At 54.7% G+C, this 20,239-nt stretch carries 18 protein-coding genes and 1 tRNA gene; 5 read left to right on the top strand and 14 right to left on the bottom strand.

The window, feature by feature from the left end:
• Position 1: 1 nt before the first annotated feature.
• The 7 genes from pgsA to P8O11_RS00290 form a co-directional block, all read right to left on the bottom strand.
• Positions 2-667 carry a CDP-diacylglycerol--glycerol-3-phosphate 3-phosphatidyltransferase gene (gene pgsA / locus P8O11_RS00320; RefSeq protein WP_300290444.1) on the bottom strand — a complete coding sequence of 222 codons (666 nt, stop codon included), beginning with the start codon at positions 665-667 and terminating at the stop codon, positions 2-4.
• Positions 668-771: 104 nt separating this feature from the next.
• The gene (gene uvrC / locus P8O11_RS00315; protein WP_300290466.1) at positions 772-2,640 is read right to left on the bottom strand and encodes an excinuclease ABC subunit UvrC; all 1,869 of its coding nucleotides are present in this window, start codon (positions 2,638-2,640) and stop codon (positions 772-774) included.
• Between the two features lie 299 nt (positions 2,641-2,939).
• Positions 2,940-3,722 (bottom strand): SDR family oxidoreductase, encoded by a 783-nt coding sequence (locus P8O11_RS00310; protein WP_300290442.1) that lies wholly within the window; start codon positions 3,720-3,722, stop codon positions 2,940-2,942.
• Positions 3,719-4,684: a calcium/sodium antiporter gene (locus P8O11_RS00305; protein ID WP_300290440.1), complete on the bottom strand. Its 966-nt coding sequence runs from the start codon at positions 4,682-4,684 to the stop codon at positions 3,719-3,721. Before P8O11_RS00305 ends, P8O11_RS00310 begins: the two co-directional genes overlap by 4 nt.
• 172 nt (positions 4,685-4,856) lie before the next feature.
• Positions 4,857-5,654, bottom strand: coding sequence for a S49 family peptidase (locus P8O11_RS00300; RefSeq protein WP_300290464.1), 798 nt, complete (start codon positions 5,652-5,654; stop codon positions 4,857-4,859).
• Between the two features lie 98 nt (positions 5,655-5,752).
• Positions 5,753-6,514, bottom strand: coding sequence for an ABC transporter permease (locus tag P8O11_RS00295; RefSeq protein ID WP_300290438.1), 762 nt, complete (start codon positions 6,512-6,514; stop codon positions 5,753-5,755).
• Complete coding sequence (locus P8O11_RS00290) at positions 6,511-7,449, bottom strand: ABC transporter ATP-binding protein (protein WP_300290436.1); 939 nt, start codon at positions 7,447-7,449, stop codon at positions 6,511-6,513. Before P8O11_RS00290 ends, P8O11_RS00295 begins: the two co-directional genes overlap by 4 nt.
• Positions 7,450-7,580: 131 nt before the next feature.
• Here P8O11_RS00290 and P8O11_RS00285 point away from each other — a divergent pair, with 131 nt between their 5' ends.
• Positions 7,581-8,561 (top strand): DMT family transporter, encoded by a 981-nt coding sequence (locus P8O11_RS00285; RefSeq protein WP_300290434.1) that lies wholly within the window; start codon positions 7,581-7,583, stop codon positions 8,559-8,561.
• A gap of 6 nt (positions 8,562-8,567) precedes the next feature.
• Here P8O11_RS00285 and yidD read toward each other — a convergent pair whose 3' ends face one another.
• The 3 genes from yidD to rpmH form a co-directional block, all read right to left on the bottom strand.
• Complete coding sequence (gene yidD / locus P8O11_RS00280; protein ID WP_089887454.1) at positions 8,568-8,789, bottom strand: membrane protein insertion efficiency factor YidD; 222 nt, start codon at positions 8,787-8,789, stop codon at positions 8,568-8,570.
• The gene (gene rnpA / locus P8O11_RS00275; protein ID WP_300290430.1) at positions 8,786-9,127 is read right to left on the bottom strand and encodes a ribonuclease P protein component; all 342 of its coding nucleotides are present in this window, start codon (positions 9,125-9,127) and stop codon (positions 8,786-8,788) included. The genes yidD and rnpA overlap by 4 nt, the downstream gene beginning before the upstream one ends.
• 113 nt (positions 9,128-9,240) lie before the next feature.
• A complete protein-coding gene (rpmH, locus tag P8O11_RS00270; RefSeq protein ID WP_048599009.1) occupies positions 9,241-9,375 on the bottom strand; it encodes a 50S ribosomal protein L34 in 135 nt (44 codons plus the stop codon).
• A 313-nt stretch (positions 9,376-9,688) separates the two neighbouring features.
• Here rpmH and P8O11_RS00265 point away from each other — a divergent pair, with 313 nt between their 5' ends.
• From P8O11_RS00265 to P8O11_RS00250, 4 genes are all read left to right on the top strand, one after another.
• Positions 9,689-10,420: a TVP38/TMEM64 family protein gene (locus tag P8O11_RS00265; protein ID WP_089888880.1), complete on the top strand. Its 732-nt coding sequence runs from the start codon at positions 9,689-9,691 to the stop codon at positions 10,418-10,420.
• Positions 10,421-10,455: 35 nt separating this feature from the next.
• Positions 10,456-11,847, top strand: coding sequence for an FAD-dependent oxidoreductase (locus tag P8O11_RS00260; protein WP_300290427.1), 1,392 nt, complete (start codon positions 10,456-10,458; stop codon positions 11,845-11,847).
• 15 nt (positions 11,848-11,862) lie between these two features.
• Entirely contained in the window at positions 11,863-13,239 is a 1,377-nt protein-coding gene (locus tag P8O11_RS00255; protein WP_300290425.1) for a HAMP domain-containing sensor histidine kinase, read from the top strand.
• A 102-nt stretch (positions 13,240-13,341) separates the two neighbouring features.
• A tRNA-Arg gene (locus P8O11_RS00250) sits at positions 13,342-13,418 on the top strand.
• Positions 13,419-13,504: 86 nt separating this feature from the next.
• Here the strand turns inward: P8O11_RS00250 and P8O11_RS00245 are convergent.
• The 4 genes from P8O11_RS00245 to P8O11_RS00230 form a co-directional block, all read right to left on the bottom strand.
• A complete protein-coding gene (locus P8O11_RS00245; RefSeq protein WP_300290423.1) occupies positions 13,505-15,544 on the bottom strand; it encodes an NADH:flavin oxidoreductase in 2,040 nt (679 codons plus the stop codon).
• Between the two features lie 104 nt (positions 15,545-15,648).
• Positions 15,649-16,320, bottom strand: a complete 672-nt coding sequence (locus tag P8O11_RS00240; protein ID WP_300290421.1) for a TetR/AcrR family transcriptional regulator — start codon at positions 16,318-16,320, stop codon at positions 15,649-15,651.
• 9 nt (positions 16,321-16,329) lie between these two features.
• Positions 16,330-17,871, bottom strand: a complete 1,542-nt coding sequence (locus P8O11_RS00235) for a trimethylamine methyltransferase family protein (RefSeq protein WP_300290419.1) — start codon at positions 17,869-17,871, stop codon at positions 16,330-16,332.
• Between the two features lies 1 nt (position 17,872).
• A partial coding sequence (locus tag P8O11_RS00230; RefSeq protein WP_300290417.1) for an FAD-dependent oxidoreductase occupies positions 17,873-20,239 on the bottom strand: 2,367 nt, incomplete at its 5' end.

The raw sequence follows: 20,239 nt of genomic DNA, 5'->3' as shown, positions 1-20,239 counted from the left end.
TTCAATCCTTCAGATACGGCAGCGTCTTACGGAAATAATCCCAGCCTGTGATCATCGTCAAGATGGCCGCCAGCCAGAGCAAAGCGATACCGATCTGACCCGCCAGATGCATGCCCTGCGCCTTCCAGCGAAGCCCCAGAAGATCGTCCTCCTCGCCCGCCATAACAGCGTCAAAGAGCGCCTCGTCCATGCCCCAAGCCGACATCACGAGGTAATGCTCAAACACGCCACGAGAGAACAGCACAGCGATCGCGACCATCTGTAATGTGGTTTTCCACTTTGCAAGTTTAGTTACTTTAAGGGTGCCAGCCGTATCACCGAGAAATTCGCGCAGCCCCGAAACAAAGACTTCGCGGAAGAGAATAAATGTGGCCGGCAGCACAAGCCAAGGCGTCCAGCTTGTATCGGAGTAGCCCACAAGGATCATCAAGGCGATGACGACCATCGCCTTATCTGCAATCGGGTCGAGCATCGCGCCCAGCTTGGTTTCCTGTTTCCATGTGCGGGCAAGATAGCCATCAAACCAATCGGTCACAGCCGCCGTCACAAAGAGAATGAGTGCGAACCAGTCCGCATAGGGTCTTGTAAAATAAAGAAACATCACTGCAACCGCTGGTGCAGCGAGCAGACGCAAGACCGTTAAAATATTAGGAACATTCCAAATCATAATACCCAGCCTTTTAGCCCGTTTAAGCGCGGGGGAAAAGCTTCAATAACAATCGCAAGCTCAGACCGCACGGCAAACTTCACCACTCTAGGACGCGATATGCGTCAGCCCTTTTCATGGAAGTAGTCATAGATTGTTTCTGCGATCGTATCCGATATCCCATCAACAGCTTTCAAATCGGCCAGAGCGGCGCGGCTGACAGCTTTGGCACTCCCGAAATGCGTCAGCAAGGCGCGTTTACGCGTTGCTCCGATACCCGGCACATCATCCAGAGGAGTCGCGCTGATTGCCTTGGACCGCTTTGCACGATGCGTGCCTATCGCAAAACGGTGCGCCTCGTCACGCATCCTCTGAATGAAGTAGAGCACAGGATCATTGTGCCGAAGCGCAAAAGGCGGCTTACCCGTACGATAAAACTCTTCTTTGCCAGCGTCGCGATCGACCCCTTTGGCAACACCAACCATTGGGATATCTGAGACGCCCATTTTGTCCATGATCGCACGCACAGCAGAAACTTGCCCAATACCCCCGTCAATTAAGAGAAGATCAGGCCAGAGCCCCTCTTTCTTAAGCGGATCCTCCTTAATCAGCCGTTTGAAACGCCGCTCCAAGACTTCTTTCATCATCCCGAAGTCGTCCCCTGGTGTCAGGTCATCGCCCTTTATGTTGAATTTTCGATAGTGGTTTTTCATAAATCCGTCTGGGCCGGCAACGATCATACCACCGACTGCATGAGCGCCTTGGATATGCGAGTTATCATATACTTCGATGCGTTGCGGCGTCTTAGGCAAGTCAAAGGCCTCTGCCAATCCCTTAAGAAGCTTGGCTTGTGTCGCTGTCTCGGCACTCTTGCGGGCAAGGCTTTGCTGCGCGTTGCGCAAAGCAAACTCGATCAATTCAGCCTTCTCGCCACGCTTGGGCAGAAGAATTTCCACTTTGCGTTCGGCCTTTTCGCTCAAAGCGTTTGCCATCAGGTCAGTGTTTTCAATAGGATGCGACAAAAGCAAAAGGCGCGGTGGCTCCTTGCCGTCGTAAAACTGCCCGATAAACGCCTGCAGCACTTCTGATGCCTCAATCTCCTCGGATCCGACCCGAGGGTAAAAATCGCGATTACCCCAATTCTGATTGGCGCGGATAAAGAAGACCTGCACACAGGCTTGTCCCTTGTCCATATGCAGTGCAATCACATCAGCCTCAGCGGTCCCACGCGGGTTAATACCCTGAGTGCTCTGCACTTGTGTTAGCGCTTTGATACGGTCGCGCAGCGCCGCAGCCTTTTCAAACTCCATCTCATCAGAGGCGGCCTGCATATCTGCTGCGAGCTTTTCCTGAAGGTCGGTCGAGCGCCCTGAAAGATAGCGCTCAGCGTCCCGCACATGCTCGCGGTACTCATCCGCCGTGACCTTGCCCACGCAGGGGCCTGCGCAGCGCTTGATCTGATATTGAAGGCAGGGACGTGTACGGCCCTCAAACTCACTGTCCGAACAATTGCGAAGCAAAAAAACACGCTGAAGCTGAGCCAATGAGCGTGTCACCGCCCCCGCTGACGCGAAGGGGCCATAATAGTGTCCCTTTTCTTTTTTCGCGCCCCGATGCTTTTTGATCATTGGAAAAGCATGATTGGTCACCAGAATATTGGGAAAGCTTTTATCATCCCGTAGCAAGACGTTATACTTTGGCTTCAACTGTTTGATCAGGTTTTGTTCAAGCAGCAGCGCCTCGGTTTCAGTCTTCGTCGTCAGAAACATCATTGTCGCTGTTTCTGAAATCATACGCAGAATTCGCCCCGAGTGCCCAGACAGTCGAGCATAGCTGGACACTCTCGCCTTCAAGTTGCGCGCCTTACCAACGTACAGAACACGCGCCTGCGCATCGAGCATGCGGTAGACACCTGGCGCACCCGTGAGAGACTTCACGTAATCGGCAATCACCGTGTGACCCAAAGGAGTAATTTGTGCGTCGGTCTCGTCTATCAAGGGTCTGTCTCGATTCGTCTGTGGCTGCAATGCTACCCCGTCAGGGGCAAGAGGAAAGCTGTCCCCGATTCCTGTGGATAAGTCTGAGTATAACCAAAGGCTAAGTAGAATTTTCCTTTGTTTTTAGCGGCCTTGCTTGAAGTGCCTAAAAATTAAGCAAAAATGTAAACCGTTGATTTAAAACGATATTATTATTGAAAATTTACAACTCTTTGGTTTCGTTAGGTTTTTCTAAACGTTTTGTAACAGTCCACTCGCCCCGTGCAAAACTTGCATTGCACATGCAGCAAATTTACTCACTCAACACCCAAAACATCAGGCGTTTGCCATGACAAATGTTGGCCGCCATCCACGCACAGCAACTGTCCAGTGACAGCGGCTGCATCGAGAAAATAGCCAAGTGCTGCTGTGATATCAGCCGGATTTGATCCACGCTGAAGCACTGTGTTTTCGCGTTGGCGCGCAAAGTGACTGGCGGTTTGGCGCGCGCCCTGCATCGTCGGACCCGGCCCAATCGCATTGACACGAACAGCAGGCGCGAGCCCTTGTGCCGCCGTCTGGGTCAGAGCCCAGAGGCCCATCTTGGCAATAGTGTAGGTGCTAAACTCTGGAGTCAGCTTACGGACGCGCTGATCAATCATGTTAATGATCAAAGAACTCGCCAGCGGTTCATCGCGCTCATCTCTAAGTACGGCGGGCGCTTGCGCCGCAAAAGCCTGCGTAAGAACATATGGCGCGCGCAGGTTTGAGCCAATGTGACGGTCCCAGCTCTCGCGGGTCGCGCTTTGCAGCGTATCGTATTCAAAGATAGATGCGTTATTGATCAAACAGGTGAGTGGCTGTCCAAGCGCCTCACAGGCACGTGTCACAAGCGTCTCAGTCGCGGCCTCATCAAGCAGGTCGGCTTGTAACGCAACAGCATTTACGCCCTGCCCCTTTAGCTCCGCGACAAGCGCATCAGCCTCGCCAGAAGAGCTGTTATAATGGATGGCAACAGCATAGCCGCGCGCGGCCAGATAACGCGTCATAGCCGCGCCAAGGCGCTGTGCGCCTCCCGTGATCAGAGCCGCCCCGCTCATGCCATCACCACAACAGAAATATAGCTCACGTAAAGTGCCACCAGCACAATCCCCCAAATCCGCGTAATGTCCTGCTTGAAGAAAACAAACGGAACAAGCAGGAGAGATGAAGCCAGCATAACCCAAAGATCAAAGCGCAGGAACTGATTGTCGACAGGGATATCGCCGAGAAGCGAGGTGAGCCCGATGATCGCCAGCAGGTTGAACATATTGGAGCCGATCACGTTACCCAGCGCAACATCTGCCTGACGTCGAAGCGCCGCCATCACCGTTGTAGCAAGCTCGGGAAGGGATGTTCCCAGCGCAACAAGCGTAAGGCCAATCACCGTCTCGGTTACGCCAAACTCACGTGCAATATTCACCGCACTGTTGACCAGAATATCAGCACCCAGGGGTAGCCCGACGAGCCCAAGCACGAGAAAAACGACAATCTTCCACCAAGGAAGTTCAGGATCTGCACCCTCCAGCTCTTCAAGAACGTCGTCTTCAAGTGCTGCAGCAGCGCGCGTCTCACGGCGATGTCGGCTCGCATGCAAAACGCTATCCGCCAAGACAGCAGCCAATGCCGCAAGCAATACAAGCCCCGCGAGTGCATCAAAGACACCGCGAAACGCCAGCCCTATAAAGAGCACCGAACTTGCGATCATATAGAGATAGTTTTTGCGGGTGTCACATTCGGACGTATGCATCGCAGCCAGAAGTGCGGGAAAGCCTAAAACCATAAGTATATTGGCCGTATTGGAGCCAACGACATTTCCCATAGCGATATCAGGCGCCCCTTCAAAGACCGCCTTGATGGCAATCAGAAGCTCAGGCGCAGATGTCCCGAAAGCCACGATTGTCAGCGAGACGATCAAGGCAGGGATGCCCATCCGCAGCGCCAGATTCACCGCGCCTCGCACAAGGCTGTCGCCCGCCAGCAGCAAAATCACCAGACCGAGAGCCGCCAGCAGCCAATCCATGCGTTACCCTTTTGTCTTGCAGGGGCATGGCCCCTTGCCGATGCGAAAGCGCTTGCACTTGGGGCAGCGTTTATCCGCGATTGCTTTTACCCCTGGAACCTTCAATTTGCCAAACATGGCCAAAACGCCCATGGTCACAAGAAAGAGGGTGACGATCTTGAAAATCATATGCTCAGAGCCCGTAGCGGGCAAAAATTGCACGCTCCTCTAGCGCTGCCAGCCCGTCGCCGACAACCTGTGCGCCAAAGCGCGACAGAAGTGGCTTGCGGCGGCCGTATCGGATCATCCTGACTTTGTCGCCATAGAGCTCTTTGAGCTTGGGTTCGATGTGCCCGATGCCATCAATAAGACCCAGCTCAAGCGCACGGCCCGCGAGCCAAAACTCGCCTGTGAACAGATCAGCACTGTCATCAAGCTTACCCGCGCGTCGGGTTTTAACATGCTCAATAAACAACGCGTGCATATCATCAAGAAGCAACTTGAGGCGCTTCACATCTTCAGGTTTCTCTTTCTGAAACGGATCCAACGTCGATTTGGATTTGCCTGCCGTGTAAACACGCCGCTCAATACCTTGGCGCTCCAAAAGCTCTTGCGCCCCGAAACCAGCCGAAATCACACCGATAGATCCGATGATACTGCCACCATCCGCCCAGATATCGTCTGCCGCCGCCGCGAGCCAATAGCCGCCCGAAGCGGCCACATCTTCAACGAAGGCATGAACAGGGAGCTTCTTCTCATCGGCCAGCCGACGAATGCGCGCTGCAATCAGCCCTGACTGGACAGGCGAACCGCCAGGTGAATTTAAAATCAGTGCAACCGCCTTAGGCTTGCCCTTGCGAAAGGCTTTCTCGATCAGAGGGGCCAAGGCCTCGTCCGACAAGCTGCCGCGCGTACCGGAGGCAATACTCCCAGCGAGCCGAATGATAGCCACACGGGGCGGCTTTTTAAGAAAGGGCAACTTCAATATCATAATTTCCCATGTAAAGCCGCGCGGGAAGGTAAACAAGGGACGCTCCTCGCGCAGCTCAAAAGTTTTTTATCAAAAAGCGCCTCCGCGGCATCACGGGTTCACGGCTTGAGCCTGTAGCCCGACTTGAAAATCCAGCCGATGACGAGCAGACAGACTCCCGTAAAGCCAGCATTGGCCAACAGGGACAGACCAATAGAGACATCAGCGGAGCCGAAGAAGGACCAGCGGAAACCGGAGATAAGATAGACAATGGGATTAAACAACGAAAGCTTCTGCCAGATGTCAGGCAACATCGTGATTGAATAAAATGCACCACCAAGGAAGATCAGCGGCGTCAACACCAAGAGCGGGATAAGCTGAAGCTGTTCAAAATTGCCCGCCCAGATTCCAATGATGAAGCCAAAAAGCGCAAAGCTCAGGCAAGTAAGCATGAGAAAGGCCAACATTGCCAACGGATGCGCAATATGAAGATCAATAAAGAGCGAAGCCGTCGCAAGGATCACAAGCCCGATAAAGAGCGCTTTGGTGGCCGCTGCGCCAATATAGCCCAGCACAATTTCCAAAAAATTGATCGGTGCTGAAAGCAGCTCATATATCGTGCCTGTAAACTTGGGGAAAAATATCCCGAAGCTCGCATTGGAAATCGACTGCGTCATGACCGAAAGCATGATCAGACCAGGAACGATAAAGGCCGCATAACTCACCCCTTCAACCTCTTGAATGCGGCTACCGATCGCCGTTCCAAAGACAACAAAATAGAGCGAAGTCGAGATCACAGGCGAGATAAAGCTCTGCACAAACGTGCGAAAAAAGCGGATCATTTCGGAGCGATAGATTGTGAAAACGGCAGACCAATTCATGCTGCATCCTCCCCAGAAGCTTCGGTGGTAAGGCCAACAAAAATGTCCTCAAGGCTCGACTGCGTTGTCTTCAGGTCAGCAAGTTTCAAACCTGCGCCAGCCAGATCTGCCAGAAGCGCAGTAATCCCCGTCGCCTCGCCTTTGGTATCATAGGTATAAACGAGCGTTGCTCCGTCATCCGCAAGCTCAAGCCCATAGCGGGACAAAGCGTCAGGCACGGCGACAACAGGCGCGCGCAGAGAAATGCGCAGCTCTTTGCGCCCCATCCGCTCCATCAACGCAGCTTTATCCTCCACAAGAAGCAAGGCCCCCTTGTTGATGACTCCAATGCGGTCGGCAATGGCCTCAGCCTCTTCGATATAATGCGTCGTGAGGATGATCGTGACGCCATCAGATTTCAGCTTGGCAACGAGCTCCCACATATCCCGCCTAAGCTCGACATCCACACCCGCTGACGGCTCATCTAGAAACAGAACACGCGGTTCATGCGCCAGCGCCTTAGCGATCAGGACACGGCGCTTCATACCGCCAGAAAGTTGCATCGTTCGGTTGTTACGCTTATCCCAAAGCGAGAGCTGCTTGAGAATATGCTCAATCTTCGCTTCATCGCGTTCGAGGCCAAAAAGCCCGCGCGAGAAGCGCACCGCGTCAATCACTTTGGTGAAAGGCTCAAGCGAAATTTCTTGCGGGACCAGCCCAACAAGCTGGCGCGCCTTTCTATAGTCCGAAACGATATCATACCCGCCAATGCGCGCCTGCCCTCCCGTTGGAGAGACAAGGCCGCAAAGAACAGAAATAAGCGTGGTCTTGCCCGCGCCATTAGGGCCAAGCAGCGCAAGAATTTCGCCTTCCCCAATTTCAAGACTGACACCCTTGAGCGCCTGAAACCCGCCGTCATATGTTTTTTGCAGATCGTTAATCTCGACAATGGCCATGCCTTGTCCTCCTCTTCGCGTGGCGACCCTATCCCTGGCAGCAGGCGAGTAAAACCGCGAAAGCATCTTTGTCGCAATTTGGCGCGCACTGTCGGCTGAACTCGGTTAACACGTTAGCGAAAGGACAGTTTATGACAGAAGCTTTGAACCGACCCGCAGCTGGTATCTTGTTTGTAATCGCTGGGATACTCGCAATCAGCGTGAACGACCTGCTGATCAAGCTTCTGTCTGGCGGCTATCCTCTGCATGAGATGGTCTTCATCCGTTCAGGCATCGGCATTTGCTTTAGCCTTGTCTTGGTTCAGCTCGAAGGCGGCTGGCAAATTCTCAAGACCAAGACTCCAGGGTTACATCTGTTGCGCGGCGGGCTGGTTGTCGTCTCAAACCTCAGCTATTTTGCTGCGCTTGCGGTTCTCCCCTTGGCCGACGCAACAGCCCTATTCTTCGTCGCTCCGCTGATGATCACACTCTTGTCGATCCCGATCCTCGGCGAAAAAGTAGGTCCATGGCGCCTGGGCGCAGTTGTTGTCGGCTTTGGGGGCGTGATCCTGATGATGCAAGCGTGGCGCGGCGAGAGCGCGCCCGCAGACGTGCATTGGCTCATTCTGGTTCTACCAATGTTTTCAGCGCTGGCCTATGCGCTCAATCAGCTCATGACCCGCAAACTCGGCGTTGCCAGCAAAGCAAGCGCAATGGCAGTCTATATTCAGGCTATGTTCATCCTCGTATCGCTCGGGTTCTTCCTCGTAGCCGGCGATGGCCGCTTTGCCCAAGACGCAAGCAATGAGAGCATCATCTTCCTTCTGCGGGCGTGGGTCTGGCCCGAAGGTCCCGACCGTTGGCTCTTCCTAGGGTTGGGGCTCAACTCAGCAATCATCGGGTATGCCTTGGGCCAAGCCTATCGCCTTGCCAACGCGGCCACAGTTGCACCTTTTGAATATCTTGGCCTCCCACTGGCGGTCTTCTGGGGCTGGTTAATTTGGGCTGAGTTCCCGGCTCCACTGGTTCTTTCGGGAATCGCGCTCATCATGGGATCAGGGCTTTTCGTCTTCCTGCGCGAACGCATCAAAAGCCGTCCAATGATTAAAAAGCGCGTTCACAGGCGCTATTGAAACATCCTAGTCAGGCACATTGTCGATACCGCTGCCCCCCCACGGGTGACAGCGCAGGATACGACGGATCATGAGATATGTGCCCTTGATGCCGCCATGCTTGCGTAGAGCTTCCATCCCGTAGGCAGAGCAGGTCGGATGATAGCGACAGCCGTGGCCGACCCAAGGACTGAACACGAGACGGTAAAACCGCACAGGCAGCGAAACAACAAAAGCCAATGGGGTCATGCGCTGTGCACCTTTTTAAGCGCATAGGCCAGATCGCCTTTGAGCGCCTCAAAATCGCGGCTCGCCGTGCTCTCAAAACGTCCGATCAAGACATAATCATAGCCCACGCGCCCCAATTCTGGCAGCACTGCTCGCGCCGCTTCTCGCAGACGGCGCTTGGCACGGTTTCGCGCGACGGCGTTGCCTACTTTCTTAGAACAGGTAAAGCCAACCCGCATAGGAGCCTCATCGCCTCGTGCACGTCCCTGAAGCATCATACCCTTCGTCCCGCACTTTTGCGCGCGTGACGCGGCCAAAAACTCGGACCGTTTCTTTAATATTTCGATAGAGGCTGCCATCAGGGGTTTTTCTTACCAAATCGGGAGAAGAACAAGCGAAAACCGCCTGAGAAGCTCTCAAGCGGTTCTATATCTTTTTGCAATCCATTGCCCCGAAAAGGAGCAAGGCCAACTTACGCGCTGAGCGACTTACGGCCACGCGCACGACGCGCGTTCAGGATTTTACGGCCGGCTTTTGTGGCCATGCGTGAGCGAAAACCATGGCGCCGCTTGCGCACGAGGTTGCTTGGTTGGTAGGTGCGCTTCATCGCTCCGTCTCCGATTTATAAGGCAGGCGCGCGAGTCGCTCGGATGCCTCGTGAATACTTGAAGCCCGCTCTATAGGGGGCGCGTCGTGGGCTGTCAAACCCGTAGCGTAGGGATTTAACACATTTTGCAACAAAAAGCCCCCGCTGGGCCCGTGCTTTGTTACAGTATCATAGAATACACGCTGTGAGATCACGAAAACGCGCCTCTCTGATCAAGGCCCCGTGAGACAACAGTAAGCCCCCTTGGGTTTTGCGTTCAACCTGCGCAGGTTGGGGGCACACAACACAAGGCAGGATTGGAACAATGGCAGATATGTCAAACGGCACAGAGATCGAAAAGTCATCTGCAGCGCGGCTATTGCCCTTAGCTGCTATCGCGTTGGCCGCCCTGCTGGGCGCGATCTTCTTGAAAGACTATCTGAGCTTTGACGCCCTTCGCGAAAATCGCGAGGCGCTACTCACCTTCCGTGATTCTCATTACCTGCTCACTGTCGCCGCCTTTGTTGCAACATACGTTGTGATTGTCGGCTTCTCCCTGCCGGGCGCAACAATCGCCACCCTAACAGGCGGATTTCTCTTTTCCACATTTCCAGGGGCTCTATTCAACGTCACGGGCGCAACACTCGGCGCCACGCTGATCTTTCTTGCCGCACGCTGGGGCCTTGGCGAGCGGCTGGGTGCAAAACTCGAAGAATCAGATGGCAAGATCAAAGCCATCAAGGACGGAATCGATGAAAACCAATGGTCGATGCTGTTTCTCATCCGCTTAGTCCCCGCCGTGCCCTTTTTTGTGGCCAACTTGCTTCCCGCCTTTCTTGAGGTGCCTTTGAGGCGCTTTGTGATAAGCACCTTCTTCGGGATCATTCCTGGCGCGGTTGTCTACACGTCTGTCGGCGCGGGCCTTGGTGAGGTTTTTGCACGCGGCGAAACGCCCAACCTTGGCATTATTTTTGAGCCTCATATTCTCTGGCCGATTCTGGGCCTTGCCGCTCTCGCAGCTCTACCCATTGCCCTGAAAAAACTTCGCGGCGGCAAAACGCTTTAAGCTTTCTCAAAGGCGCTCTGATTTAGGAAGACAGTATGGAACGCATTCAAACAGATTTATTGGTCATCGGCGGCGGCTCAGGTGGATTGTCCGTCGCGGCAGGCGCATCACAGATGGGCGCTAGCGTAGTACTGCTTGAGGGCCATAAAATGGGTGGCGATTGCCTAAACTATGGCTGCGTCCCGTCAAAAGCCCTTCTCTCCCAAGCCAAAGCGGCACATGCCAAGGGCAGTGCACCCGCCAAGGCTTACTCTGCCGCTCAAGATCATGTTCAGGCCGTGATCAATACGATTGCACCGCATGATTCTGTAGAGCGTTTCGAAGACCTTGGCGTTCGTGTCATTGAAGCCTATGGGCAGTTTATCTCTCCCGAGATCGTGCAGGCGGGCAACTATGAAATCAAAGCACGACGCATCATTATTGCCACCGGCTCAAGCCCGCTTGTACCGCCGATTCCAGGTCTTGAGAGCATACCCTATGAGACCAACGAAACCCTCTTTCAGCTGCGCAAGCGTCCCGATCACCTACTGATCATCGGCGGCGGCCCTATCGGGCTAGAAATGGCCCAAGCGCACAAACGCCTCGGCTGCGAAGTGACTGTAATCGAAGGCGCCAAAGCTCTGAGCAAAGACGACCCCGAGGCCGCGAGCGTCTTGCTCGACAGCTTGCGCGAAGAAGGCATTCTGATCGAAGAAGACGCTCTCGCATCCGAAATTCGCGGTACAGCTGGAGCTATCGAGGTCGAAGCCAAAGATGGTCGCATTTTCAAAGGCACACATTTGTTGGTCGCCGTGGGCCGCAAAGCCAATATCGACAAGCTCGATCTTGGCGCTGCAGGGATCGAAACAACCCGCACAGGCATCAAGGTCGATGCGGCCCTCAAAACAACCAATCGCCGCGTTTACGCCATTGGCGACGTGGCGGGCGGGCTGCAATTCACTCATGTTGCAGGCTACCACGCTGGCGTGGTTATCCGCTCAGCCCTCTTTGGCCTTCCTGCAAAGGCAAGCGACCGCCACATCCCCTGGTCCACCTACACCACACCTGAATTGGCTCAAGTTGGCCTCACAGAGGCCCAAGCCCACGCAGAGCACGGCGGCAATCTTGAAGTCGTCCGCTTTGACTATGCGGGTAATGATCGCGCAATAGCCGAGGGCCAGACAAAAGGCTTTGCCAAGGTGATGATCGTCAAAGGCCGCCCTGTTGGCGCGACCATTGTAGGCCATCAAGCTGGCGAGCTGATCAACACTTGGGCGCTTGCTTTGGCCAACAAAATGAAGATGGGCCAGATCGCAGCAATGGTCGCGCCCTACCCGACCATTGGAGAAATCAACAAGCGCGTCGCTGGGGCCTATTTCTCTCCACGCCTGTTTGAGAGTAATATGGTGAAAAGAGTGGTTGGCGCAGTTCAGCGCTGGCTACCCTAAGAGGTTTCACAGGTTATGCTAAACTCCCTTTCAGGGCGCTTTCTCGTTTTGACCATCATCTTCGTGATGCTGGCAGAAATCCTGATATTTGTGCCCTCGATTGCGCGGTTTCGCGAAGACTATCTCCTAAGCCGCCTTGAGCGCGGCCAGATTGCATCTCTCGCTCTCTTAGCTGACGACATGATTGATGCCGACCTAGAAGAGGAGCTTCTACGCAATGCAGAGGTGTTCAACGTCGTACTGCGACGCGACGAAGCACGACAGCTGATCCTCTCTGCGCCGATGCCAAAACCGATTTATGCGACCTATGATCTGCGCAACGCCTCGGCTTTCGTCTTGATCCGCGATGCAACAGCGCGGCTCTTTGATACCGAAGATCGGGTCATCCGTGTGATAGGCAATCCTGTTCGAGAAGCAGGTCTGCTGATCGAAGTTTCAATGGAAACAGGCCCTCTACGTGCCGCAATGATCGACTATGGCCTGCGTATCCTGCTCCTATCAGCGGTCATTTCGGTGTTCACAGCGGTCTTGTTGTTTCTCGCAGTGCAGCTTCTCTTGGTACGCCCGATCAAGCGCGTGGTCGGCGACATCCAAGCCTATGCCGCCAATCCTGAGGATGCGCACCGCATCATTCAACCCTCGGCAAGCGTGTCTGAACTGCGCGAGGCCGAAGACGCTTTGCAAAAGCTTGAAACCCAACTGACCAGCGCGCTCAAACAAAAAGAGCGACTCGCTCAGCTCGGCTCTGCTGTCGCCAAAATCAGCCACGATCTGCGCAACATCCTTACCTCGGCACAGCTCTTCACCGACCGCATCGAAATGAGCGAGGACCCGACAGTCAAACGCATGGCCCCCAAGCTGGTTGGCTCCATCAGCCGCGCGGTCAAGCTTTGCGAGACAACATTGGCGTTTGGCAAAGCTGAAGAGCCTGCACCGCGACTCACCAAAGTGAACCTCAACGAAATCATCGAAGATGTATTTGAAGCCGAACAATTGACCCGCAGCGATGGCGAAATCAGTTTCGTCGACGATCTGCCTGAGAACTTTACCGTCGATGCTGACAGCGAACAGCTCTACCGCGTCATCAGCAATCTTGTGCGCAATGCCCGACAAGCGCTTGAAACCGCAAACCAGAGCGGCGAAGTCCGCGTTTCTGCAACAAATACCAAAAACACAGTAGAAATTCGCGTGTCTGACACAGGTCCAGGGCTTCCTGAGAAAGCCCGCAAGCATCTGTTTGAAGCATTCCACGGTGGCGCGCGCAAAGGTGGCTCAGGTCTGGGGCTCGCCATCGCAGCCGAGCTTATTCGAGGCCATGGTGGCGCGCTGATACTCGAACGCTCAGATCAAGAGGGCACAAGTTTTTTGATCCGTCTCGGCCAAGCTAAATAAGGCGTTTTTTCACTTACAGCTCCGTCAATTGCCGCTCGTTCAAAACTATTCCAAAAACCCGCTTGCAAAGCACGCGCGCAGGCCTTAATCCCTGCCTCCGACGGACCGATAGCTCAGCTGGATAGAGTACCTGACTACGAATCAGGGGGTCGGGGGTTCGAATCCTCCTCGGTCCGCCATTTCAAACCACATCGTTAAACCCGATTGAAATTGCGGAAATCCTTCTGAGTTTATCCGCCACCACAAGCCTCCCGTTTTCAGAGCATTACCAACAAATACCATGCCTTAAAGCGTCGTAAACTGCGGCATGCGTGTTGCGAGATGAGACGGCATCCCCGATCCGGTAGAGCACAAAGCCCCCTTCGGGATTGCGCTGTGGGAAAAGCTCCCCCTCCCCGCCAATCAAAACCTCGTGGTCAATTTCGCCAAAGTTCGACGCTTGTGGCTTTAGTGAAAAGTAGAGCTCATCCAAAGGCAGAGTCCCTTGGTTGACAATCACTTGGTCATATTCGGCGTCCGAGACGTACCTCGAATAATCCGTCCCAATCTGCGCCAATAGTCGGTTGCCCCTTCGGCTCAGGCTTTTCAGCGTTCGTCCAACCGTAAACAGCGCATCTTTCTCTTGCAGGCTGCGCATATAAGGGACGAGATTCATTCCCATCACTTCAGGCGCAAAGCTGCGGTCACGGGTCATAATTTCGACATGCCCACCCGCCGCCGTGATGACTTCCGCTGCCATCAGTCCTGTATGGTCGCCCGCATCATCAAAGATCAGCACATTCTCACCAGGCTTTGCATCGCCTGCAATGATGTCCCATCCTGTCACAGCAAGCTCATTGCCCGCCTCAAGCACTGTGACCTCTGGCAAGCCACCTGTCGCAATGATCACCACATCAGGCGCTAGCCCGAGCACATCCTGCGCCTCGGCATAGGTATTGAAGCGAAACTGCACATCGCGGGCTGCACATTGTGCCATCCGCCAATCAATAATCCCGATCATTTCCGCTCGGCGCTTGTTTTGCGCGGTAAGGCGGATCTGTCCGCCTGCTTCGGACGCAGCTTCAAAAACGGTTACATCGTGCCCCCGCTCGGCGGCCACACGCGCCGCCTCAAGACCCGCTGGCCCGGCTCCGACAATCACAACCTTCTTGGGGCTGTCAGAAGGTACAATTTCATGAGGCATACTCAATTCGCGGCCCGTGGCAGCATTATGAATGCAGAGCGCTTCACCCGCTTGATAGATGCGATCTAAACAATAGGTAGCGCCCACACAGGGCCGGATATCATCTTCGCGCCCTTCCATAATTTTCGTCACAATTAAAGGGTCGGCCATATGCGCACGTGTCATCCCCACCATATCAAGCAGGCCAGAAGTCACAGCATGCCGCGCTGTCGCCACATCGGGAATTCTTGCGGCATGAAAAGTCGGCATACCTATTTCAGCGCGCACAGTACCCGCAAAATCAAGATGTGGCGCCGAACGCATCCCCTGCACAGGAATCACATCGGTCATCGCAGGATCGGTATGAATACGCCCACGAATCACATTCAGAAAATCAACCTGTCCACTCGCTTTCAGGGCATGGGCGATCTTGAGGCCCTCTTCGGGCGTGATGCCCCCCTCCTCGGCCTCATCTGCAGTGTAGCGCACCCCGACAATGAATTCGTCCCCAACACGTTTGCGGATCGCGTCAAGCACCTCAAACCCAAAGCGCATACGGTTCTCAAGGCTGCCACCATAAGGCGCGGACCAATCGTTTGTGAAGGGCGAGTAGAACTGATCGATGAGGTGGCCATAAGCTTGAAGCTCAATGCCATCCAGGCCTGCGGCCTGCATCCTCTCCGCCGCATCGGCATAGTCTTCAATGATCCGCACAATATCGAAGTCTTCCATCATCTTCGGAAAAGCACGGTGCGCAGGCTCACGGCTGTGCGAAGGCGCAAGCGAGGGCAGCCAGTCGCCTTTGTTCCAGCCCGTGCGGCGGCCAAGGTGCGTGAGCTGGATCATTACCGCACAGCCGTGTTCATGACACGCATCCGAAAGCGCGCGCATCCAAGGCACGACCTCGTCCTTATAAGCAAGAATATTATTGAACACAGGCGGACTATCACGGCTCACAGCCGCCGAACCTGCTGTCATCGCAAGAGCCACCCCCGCCTTAGCGCGTGCCTCATGATAGGCACGATAGCGCTCTGTAGGCATCCCGTTTTCGGGATAGGCTGGCTCATGGCTCGTCGTCATGATGCGGTTTTTTAGCGTCAGGTGTTTGAGCTGATAGGGTTGCAGAAGAACGTCTTTGCTCATGATAAGCCTCGCTTGTTTTGGCAGAGCTTACACGCTCGCATTCCTAAGAAAAGAACAGAAATAACTGAGCGAGCTAGGCTCCACTCAAAACCCTCATTAGCGCCTCATGTTAAATCCACCGAGCGCGAAAACGATCTGAAATCAGCAACTTCTTCAGCTGTGGGCAGAACGCCTGTAAAGCAATAGAGATAGCCCTCAATCCGCGTCAGCCGTTCTTCCAGCGTTTCGGCCAGATCGAGCGCATAGTAACCGATCTGCTGATAATACAGCACGCGCGCGCGAATATCAGCTTCAGCTGGATCATACCCGTAACGTTCAAACATCTTGGTAATCGCATCTTGGCGCGCCGCATCAGCTCGGTCAATGACATGCCGCACAGAGCCGTCACGCCGCGCCCATTCCCGCACCGCAAAGTCGAGTTGTGGATTGAAGCCTTCTGGGTCCACAACACAACGAAAGAAATTGTTGAGTGCAGCTGTTATCGTCTTCGCAGGGAGTTCTGTATGACGGATCATGATACCTGTGTTGGTGGTATTCCAATCCTCTAAAAGCTGGCTGAGCAAGTCTTTGCGGCTCTTGAAATACCAATAAAAAGATGACCGCGAGACGTCGAGCCGCTCCGCAATACCCAGCACCTTCACTTGGCCCACGCCTTCACTGATCAAAATGTCCCGCGCCACATTAAGCCAGTCTTCGCGCGTGACCTTGACGTGCCCCACAAGCGGCGGCTTGTCAGGATCATCACGGTGCAAAAGAAGGGCTGGTGCTTTTGACATGGGTTTTCCTCAGCTTTCAGGCGGCGCACCGCCTTCTTCCGTGCGTTTGGCAATAAAATCTTGTAACGCGGCAAGCCGAGTTTCGTCCACCACAGGACGCTTGTCTGTCGCAAGGATACCCTGCCAGACTTTAGTCGCCCGCGTGTTGGCATCCTCTGAACCGCACTCTGTCCATGTTCCAAAGTTGGCGTAGTCATGCACATGCGGTTCATAAAACGCAGTGTTGTAACGCTCCATCGTTTGCGTTGTTGCGAAGAAGTGTCCCGATGGTTGGACCTCGCTGATCGCCTTTTCAAAGCCAATCTCATCGGACCCTGCCTGAGCTCCGGCGCAAAGCTCCGCTATCATATTGAGCACTTCAGCGTCGGTGATGACTTTCTCATAAGAGACGCTCAATCCACCCTCAAGCCACCCTGCAGAGTGAATAATCACAGTCGCCCCTGCCATGAGGCAGCCCCAAAGGCCCATCTGGTTTTCGTTGGCGGCTTGAACATCATTGATGTTGGAGGCCGAGCCCGCCGCCGAGCGCCAAGGCAGGCCTGTAAAGCGCGCGAGCTGACCCGCTGCAAGGCTAGCTTGAAAATGCGAAGGTGTTCCAAAGGCAGGCGCGCCAGATTTCATATCTACGTTGGAGGTGAACGTACCATAACAAATGGGTGCACCTGGTCTGACAAGCTGTGTAAGCGTGATGCCAGCCAAAGCCTCCGAATGACTGAGCGTGATAGCCCCAGCCACCGTAATAGGTGCCATCGCGCCCATCAGCGTAAAGGGAGTCACAATCGAAAGCTGTCCGTGGCGGGCAAAGTCGATCAGCCCCTGCGCCATAGGGATATCAAGCGTGCGCGGGCTATTGATATTGATAATCGTGTAACAATACGGATTGGACAGAAACGTCTCGTCATCCACGCCACGATAATCTTGCAGCATTTGAAACCCGTCCATCGTCTGTGGCGTTCCGCGCGCAAAAACGAAGGGAAACTTATCCGTCAGCTCCAACTGCGTCTGCATCGTAAAGTAGTGCCGTAGATGCGTCGGCACATCCTGTGGCTCAACCGAGGGCGACATCATCTGAAAGACATCATAGTGATGAGCGATTTTCGTATATTCGATAAAATCACGTGCAGAACCGGGGCGGCGCCCCCGAACAAGATCGGTTGCATTCGGCGCTCCCGCGCCCGGCTGAAAAACAAGACTGCCAAGCTCAAGCGTTACATCGCGCTCGCTTGCGCCCCCACGCCCCACAATCGACTTTGGTGCGCTCGCAAGCGCCGCAGCAACCATCTCGCGCCCGATGTACACCATATCACCCACAACCCGGGCACCACCGGCCTTAAAAATCGCGATGGCTTCTGGCAAAAGCACACGCATCCCCAGCTCTTCCAAAGTGCGCAGAGCCGTTTCATGCATGTTTTCAATCTGATCGTCTGAAAACACCTTCATTGGCGGAAACGGATTTTTCAGATTGCGATAGTTCGTCTTGCGCTCAAACGGCGCAGCCTTCGCCTCGGCACGTCCGCGCCGTCTGGGTCTGTTGGCTTTGGTCTCTGCCATCTCAGCCCCGCATCGCTTTGCCAGCAGGGTCATAAGGCGAAGCCGCAATGACTTTAGCTGCGCGCTCTGCGCCAACGACGTGCACCATAAGCTCAGTGCCCTCTGACGTCAGCTCGCGATTGACCATGGCCATGGCATAGGACTTGCCCAAAGTGTGACCATATCCGCCCGAGGTCACAAACCCAACAAGCGCACCGCCCGACCAGATAGGCTCATACCCGCTCGCGTCGGCTCCGTCGGCCTCAACTTCAAGCATGACCAGCTTTTGCGCGGGGCCGCTACCGCTTTGCTCAGCCAGTGCTGCTGCTTTACCAACAAATTCTTTATCCCAGTCAATCCAGCGATCCATACCCGTCTGCGCCGCCGTATAGCCTTGGGTGAACTCCGCGCTCCAGATGCCGAAGCTCTTTTCAAGCCGCATACTGAGCATCGCATTGAAACCAACCTCGCGCATGCCAAGATCAGCTCCCGCCTCAAGTAGCATTTTGCGCAACGCAATATGCTCGGAAGCCGAACAATTGATTTCATATCCCAGCTCGCCTGTCAGCGAGAGCCGCCCAATCTTGCACTTCAGCAAGCCCAAGTCGTAGCTGCCACACCCCATGAATTTGAGGTCGCCAATCGGATCGACAGTGAGCGCCTCCAAAACTTTGCGAGAATTTGGTCCAGAGAGGGAGAAGCCCACCATCTTGTCCGAAATATCGCGCAAGCTCACACCCTCGCCCATATGATCATCAAACCAGCGCATATGCCATTCTCGTAGATAGTAGCTGCCCATGATCCAGTAGCTTCCATCGCCCCAATTAAAGATCGTGAGATCCCCTTTGAGCTTGCCCGTTTCCGAGAGCATCGGCGCAAGCTTTGCACGCCCTGGCGCTGGGAGCTTGGAGGCCATGATATGGTCAAGCCACGCCTCAGCGCCATCACCAGACACCTCAAAGCGCGAGAAGCCGGAGATATCAAGCAAACCAACAGCCTCGCGTGTCGCCTTGCATTCTGCAGCCACAAGGTCATGCGCATTTGAGCGCTTGAGCGTGGGCGTTTCGACAAAGTCTTTGGGCGCAAAGTAAAGCGGCACTTCAAGTCCATAGCTCACACCCCAGCGACAGCCCGCCTCGGTCATATCACTATAGGCTGGCGCCATCTTGAGAGGTCGCCCTGCTGGCAGCTGCTCATTCGGGTAGGTCATCACGAAACGGCGGGTGTAAAACTGACCCGTCGTTTCCTTGATATACTGGCGGTTCTCGGCAAAGTCCCCAAAGCGCGCCACATCCATACCAAAGACATCGGCCTCAGGCTCGCCGTGGATTATCCATTCGGCCAGCGATTTGCCAACACCGCCACCCTGCAAGAAGCCAGCCATGACGGCACAAGCACACCAATAGCCTGGCTTGCCGCGCACGGGGCCAACCAGCGGATTGCCATCAGGCGCAAAAGTAAATGCGCCGTTGACCCAAGTCTTGACCCCCACCTCTTGCAGCGCTGGATAACGTTCAAAGCCCAGTGTCAGCTCGTTCTCAATCCGGTCGGTCTGCTCCTGAAAAAGCTCGATGCCATAGTCCCAGGGCGCACCATCCAGCGCCCAGTGCTCGTGGTCGATCTCATAGATACCAAGCAAAACACCCTTCTGATCCTGGCGAAGGTAAGTGAACCCCTCCAGATCGACTGTCATTGGCACTTCAAAGTCGATCTCCTCCAGCTGAGGGATCGTATCAAAGATGAGATAGTGCTGCTTGAGCGGTGCAACAGGTAGCTCGATTCCGGCCATACGCCCCACTTGCTTGGCCCAAAGGCCCGCCGCATTGACCACATGCTCGCAAGTGATCTCGCCCTTATCGGTGATCACGCGCCAGCCATCTGCTGTCTGCTCAAGGCTCTCAACCTTTGTGTGCTCAAAAATGCTCGCCCCGCGCTTTTTGGCTGCGCCAGCATAGGCGTGGACCGTACCTGTGGTGTCAATATAGCCCTCACGGTCTGCCCACATCCCTCCGAGGATACCCTCTGTTGACATGATGGGGCAAAGCTCGCCTGCCTCTTCAGGCGTCACAAGGCGACAATCCTCAATCCCGATCGACTGGAACGTCCGATACGCCGACTGGAGCCACTCCCAACGGTCGGGCGTGCCAGCAAGCGTCAGGCCCCCCGTCATATGCAAGCCGATATTTTGACCGCTTTCCTCTTGAATCTCTTCAAAAAGATCAATCGTGTAAGCCTGCAACTGAGCAATATTCGGATCAGCATTGAGTGCATGAAATCCGCCGGCCGCGTGCCAACTCGACCCCGCAGTCAGTACAGAACGTTCCAAAAGGCAGACATCTTTCCAGCCAAACTTTGCCAGATGATAAAGAACCGACGTCCCGACAACGCC

It is taken from the genome of Lentibacter sp., from assembly GCF_029254145.1.
Classification (GTDB): Bacteria; Pseudomonadota; Alphaproteobacteria; order Rhodobacterales; family Rhodobacteraceae; genus Lentibacter.
This window is presented reverse-complemented; position numbering and strand designations above follow the sequence as displayed.

Bases quoted from the DNA above. Each gene is read 5' to 3' on its own strand.
- pgsA (WP_300290444.1), bottom strand. From the start codon at position 667: ATGATTTGGAATGTTCCTAATATTTTAACGGTCTTGCGTCTGCTCGCT.
- P8O11_RS00310 (WP_300290442.1), bottom strand. From the start codon at position 3,722: ATGAGCGGGGCGGCTCTGATCACGGGAGGCGCACAGCGCCTTGGCGCG.
- P8O11_RS00305 (WP_300290440.1), bottom strand. From the start codon at position 4,684: ATGGATTGGCTGCTGGCGGCTCTCGGTCTGGTGATTTTGCTGCTGGCG.
- P8O11_RS00300 (WP_300290464.1), bottom strand. From the start codon at position 5,654: ATGATATTGAAGTTGCCCTTTCTTAAAAAGCCGCCCCGTGTGGCTATC.
- P8O11_RS00295 (WP_300290438.1), bottom strand. From the start codon at position 6,514: ATGAATTGGTCTGCCGTTTTCACAATCTATCGCTCCGAAATGATCCGC.
- P8O11_RS00290 (WP_300290436.1), bottom strand. From the start codon at position 7,449: ATGGCCATTGTCGAGATTAACGATCTGCAAAAAACATATGACGGCGGG.
- P8O11_RS00285 (WP_300290434.1), top strand. From the start codon at position 7,581: ATGACAGAAGCTTTGAACCGACCCGCAGCTGGTATCTTGTTTGTAATC.
- yidD (WP_089887454.1), bottom strand. From the start codon at position 8,789: ATGACCCCATTGGCTTTTGTTGTTTCGCTGCCTGTGCGGTTTTACCGT.
- rnpA (WP_300290430.1), bottom strand. From the start codon at position 9,127: ATGGCAGCCTCTATCGAAATATTAAAGAAACGGTCCGAGTTTTTGGCC.
- rpmH (WP_048599009.1), bottom strand. From the start codon at position 9,375: ATGAAGCGCACCTACCAACCAAGCAACCTCGTGCGCAAGCGGCGCCAT.
- P8O11_RS00265 (WP_089888880.1), top strand. From the start codon at position 9,689: ATGTCAAACGGCACAGAGATCGAAAAGTCATCTGCAGCGCGGCTATTG.
- P8O11_RS00260 (WP_300290427.1), top strand. From the start codon at position 10,456: ATGGAACGCATTCAAACAGATTTATTGGTCATCGGCGGCGGCTCAGGT.
- P8O11_RS00255 (WP_300290425.1), top strand. From the start codon at position 11,863: ATGCTAAACTCCCTTTCAGGGCGCTTTCTCGTTTTGACCATCATCTTC.
- P8O11_RS00245 (WP_300290423.1), bottom strand. From the start codon at position 15,544: ATGAGCAAAGACGTTCTTCTGCAACCCTATCAGCTCAAACACCTGACG.
- P8O11_RS00240 (WP_300290421.1), bottom strand. From the start codon at position 16,320: ATGTCAAAAGCACCAGCCCTTCTTTTGCACCGTGATGATCCTGACAAG.
- P8O11_RS00235 (WP_300290419.1), bottom strand. From the start codon at position 17,871: ATGGCAGAGACCAAAGCCAACAGACCCAGACGGCGCGGACGTGCCGAG.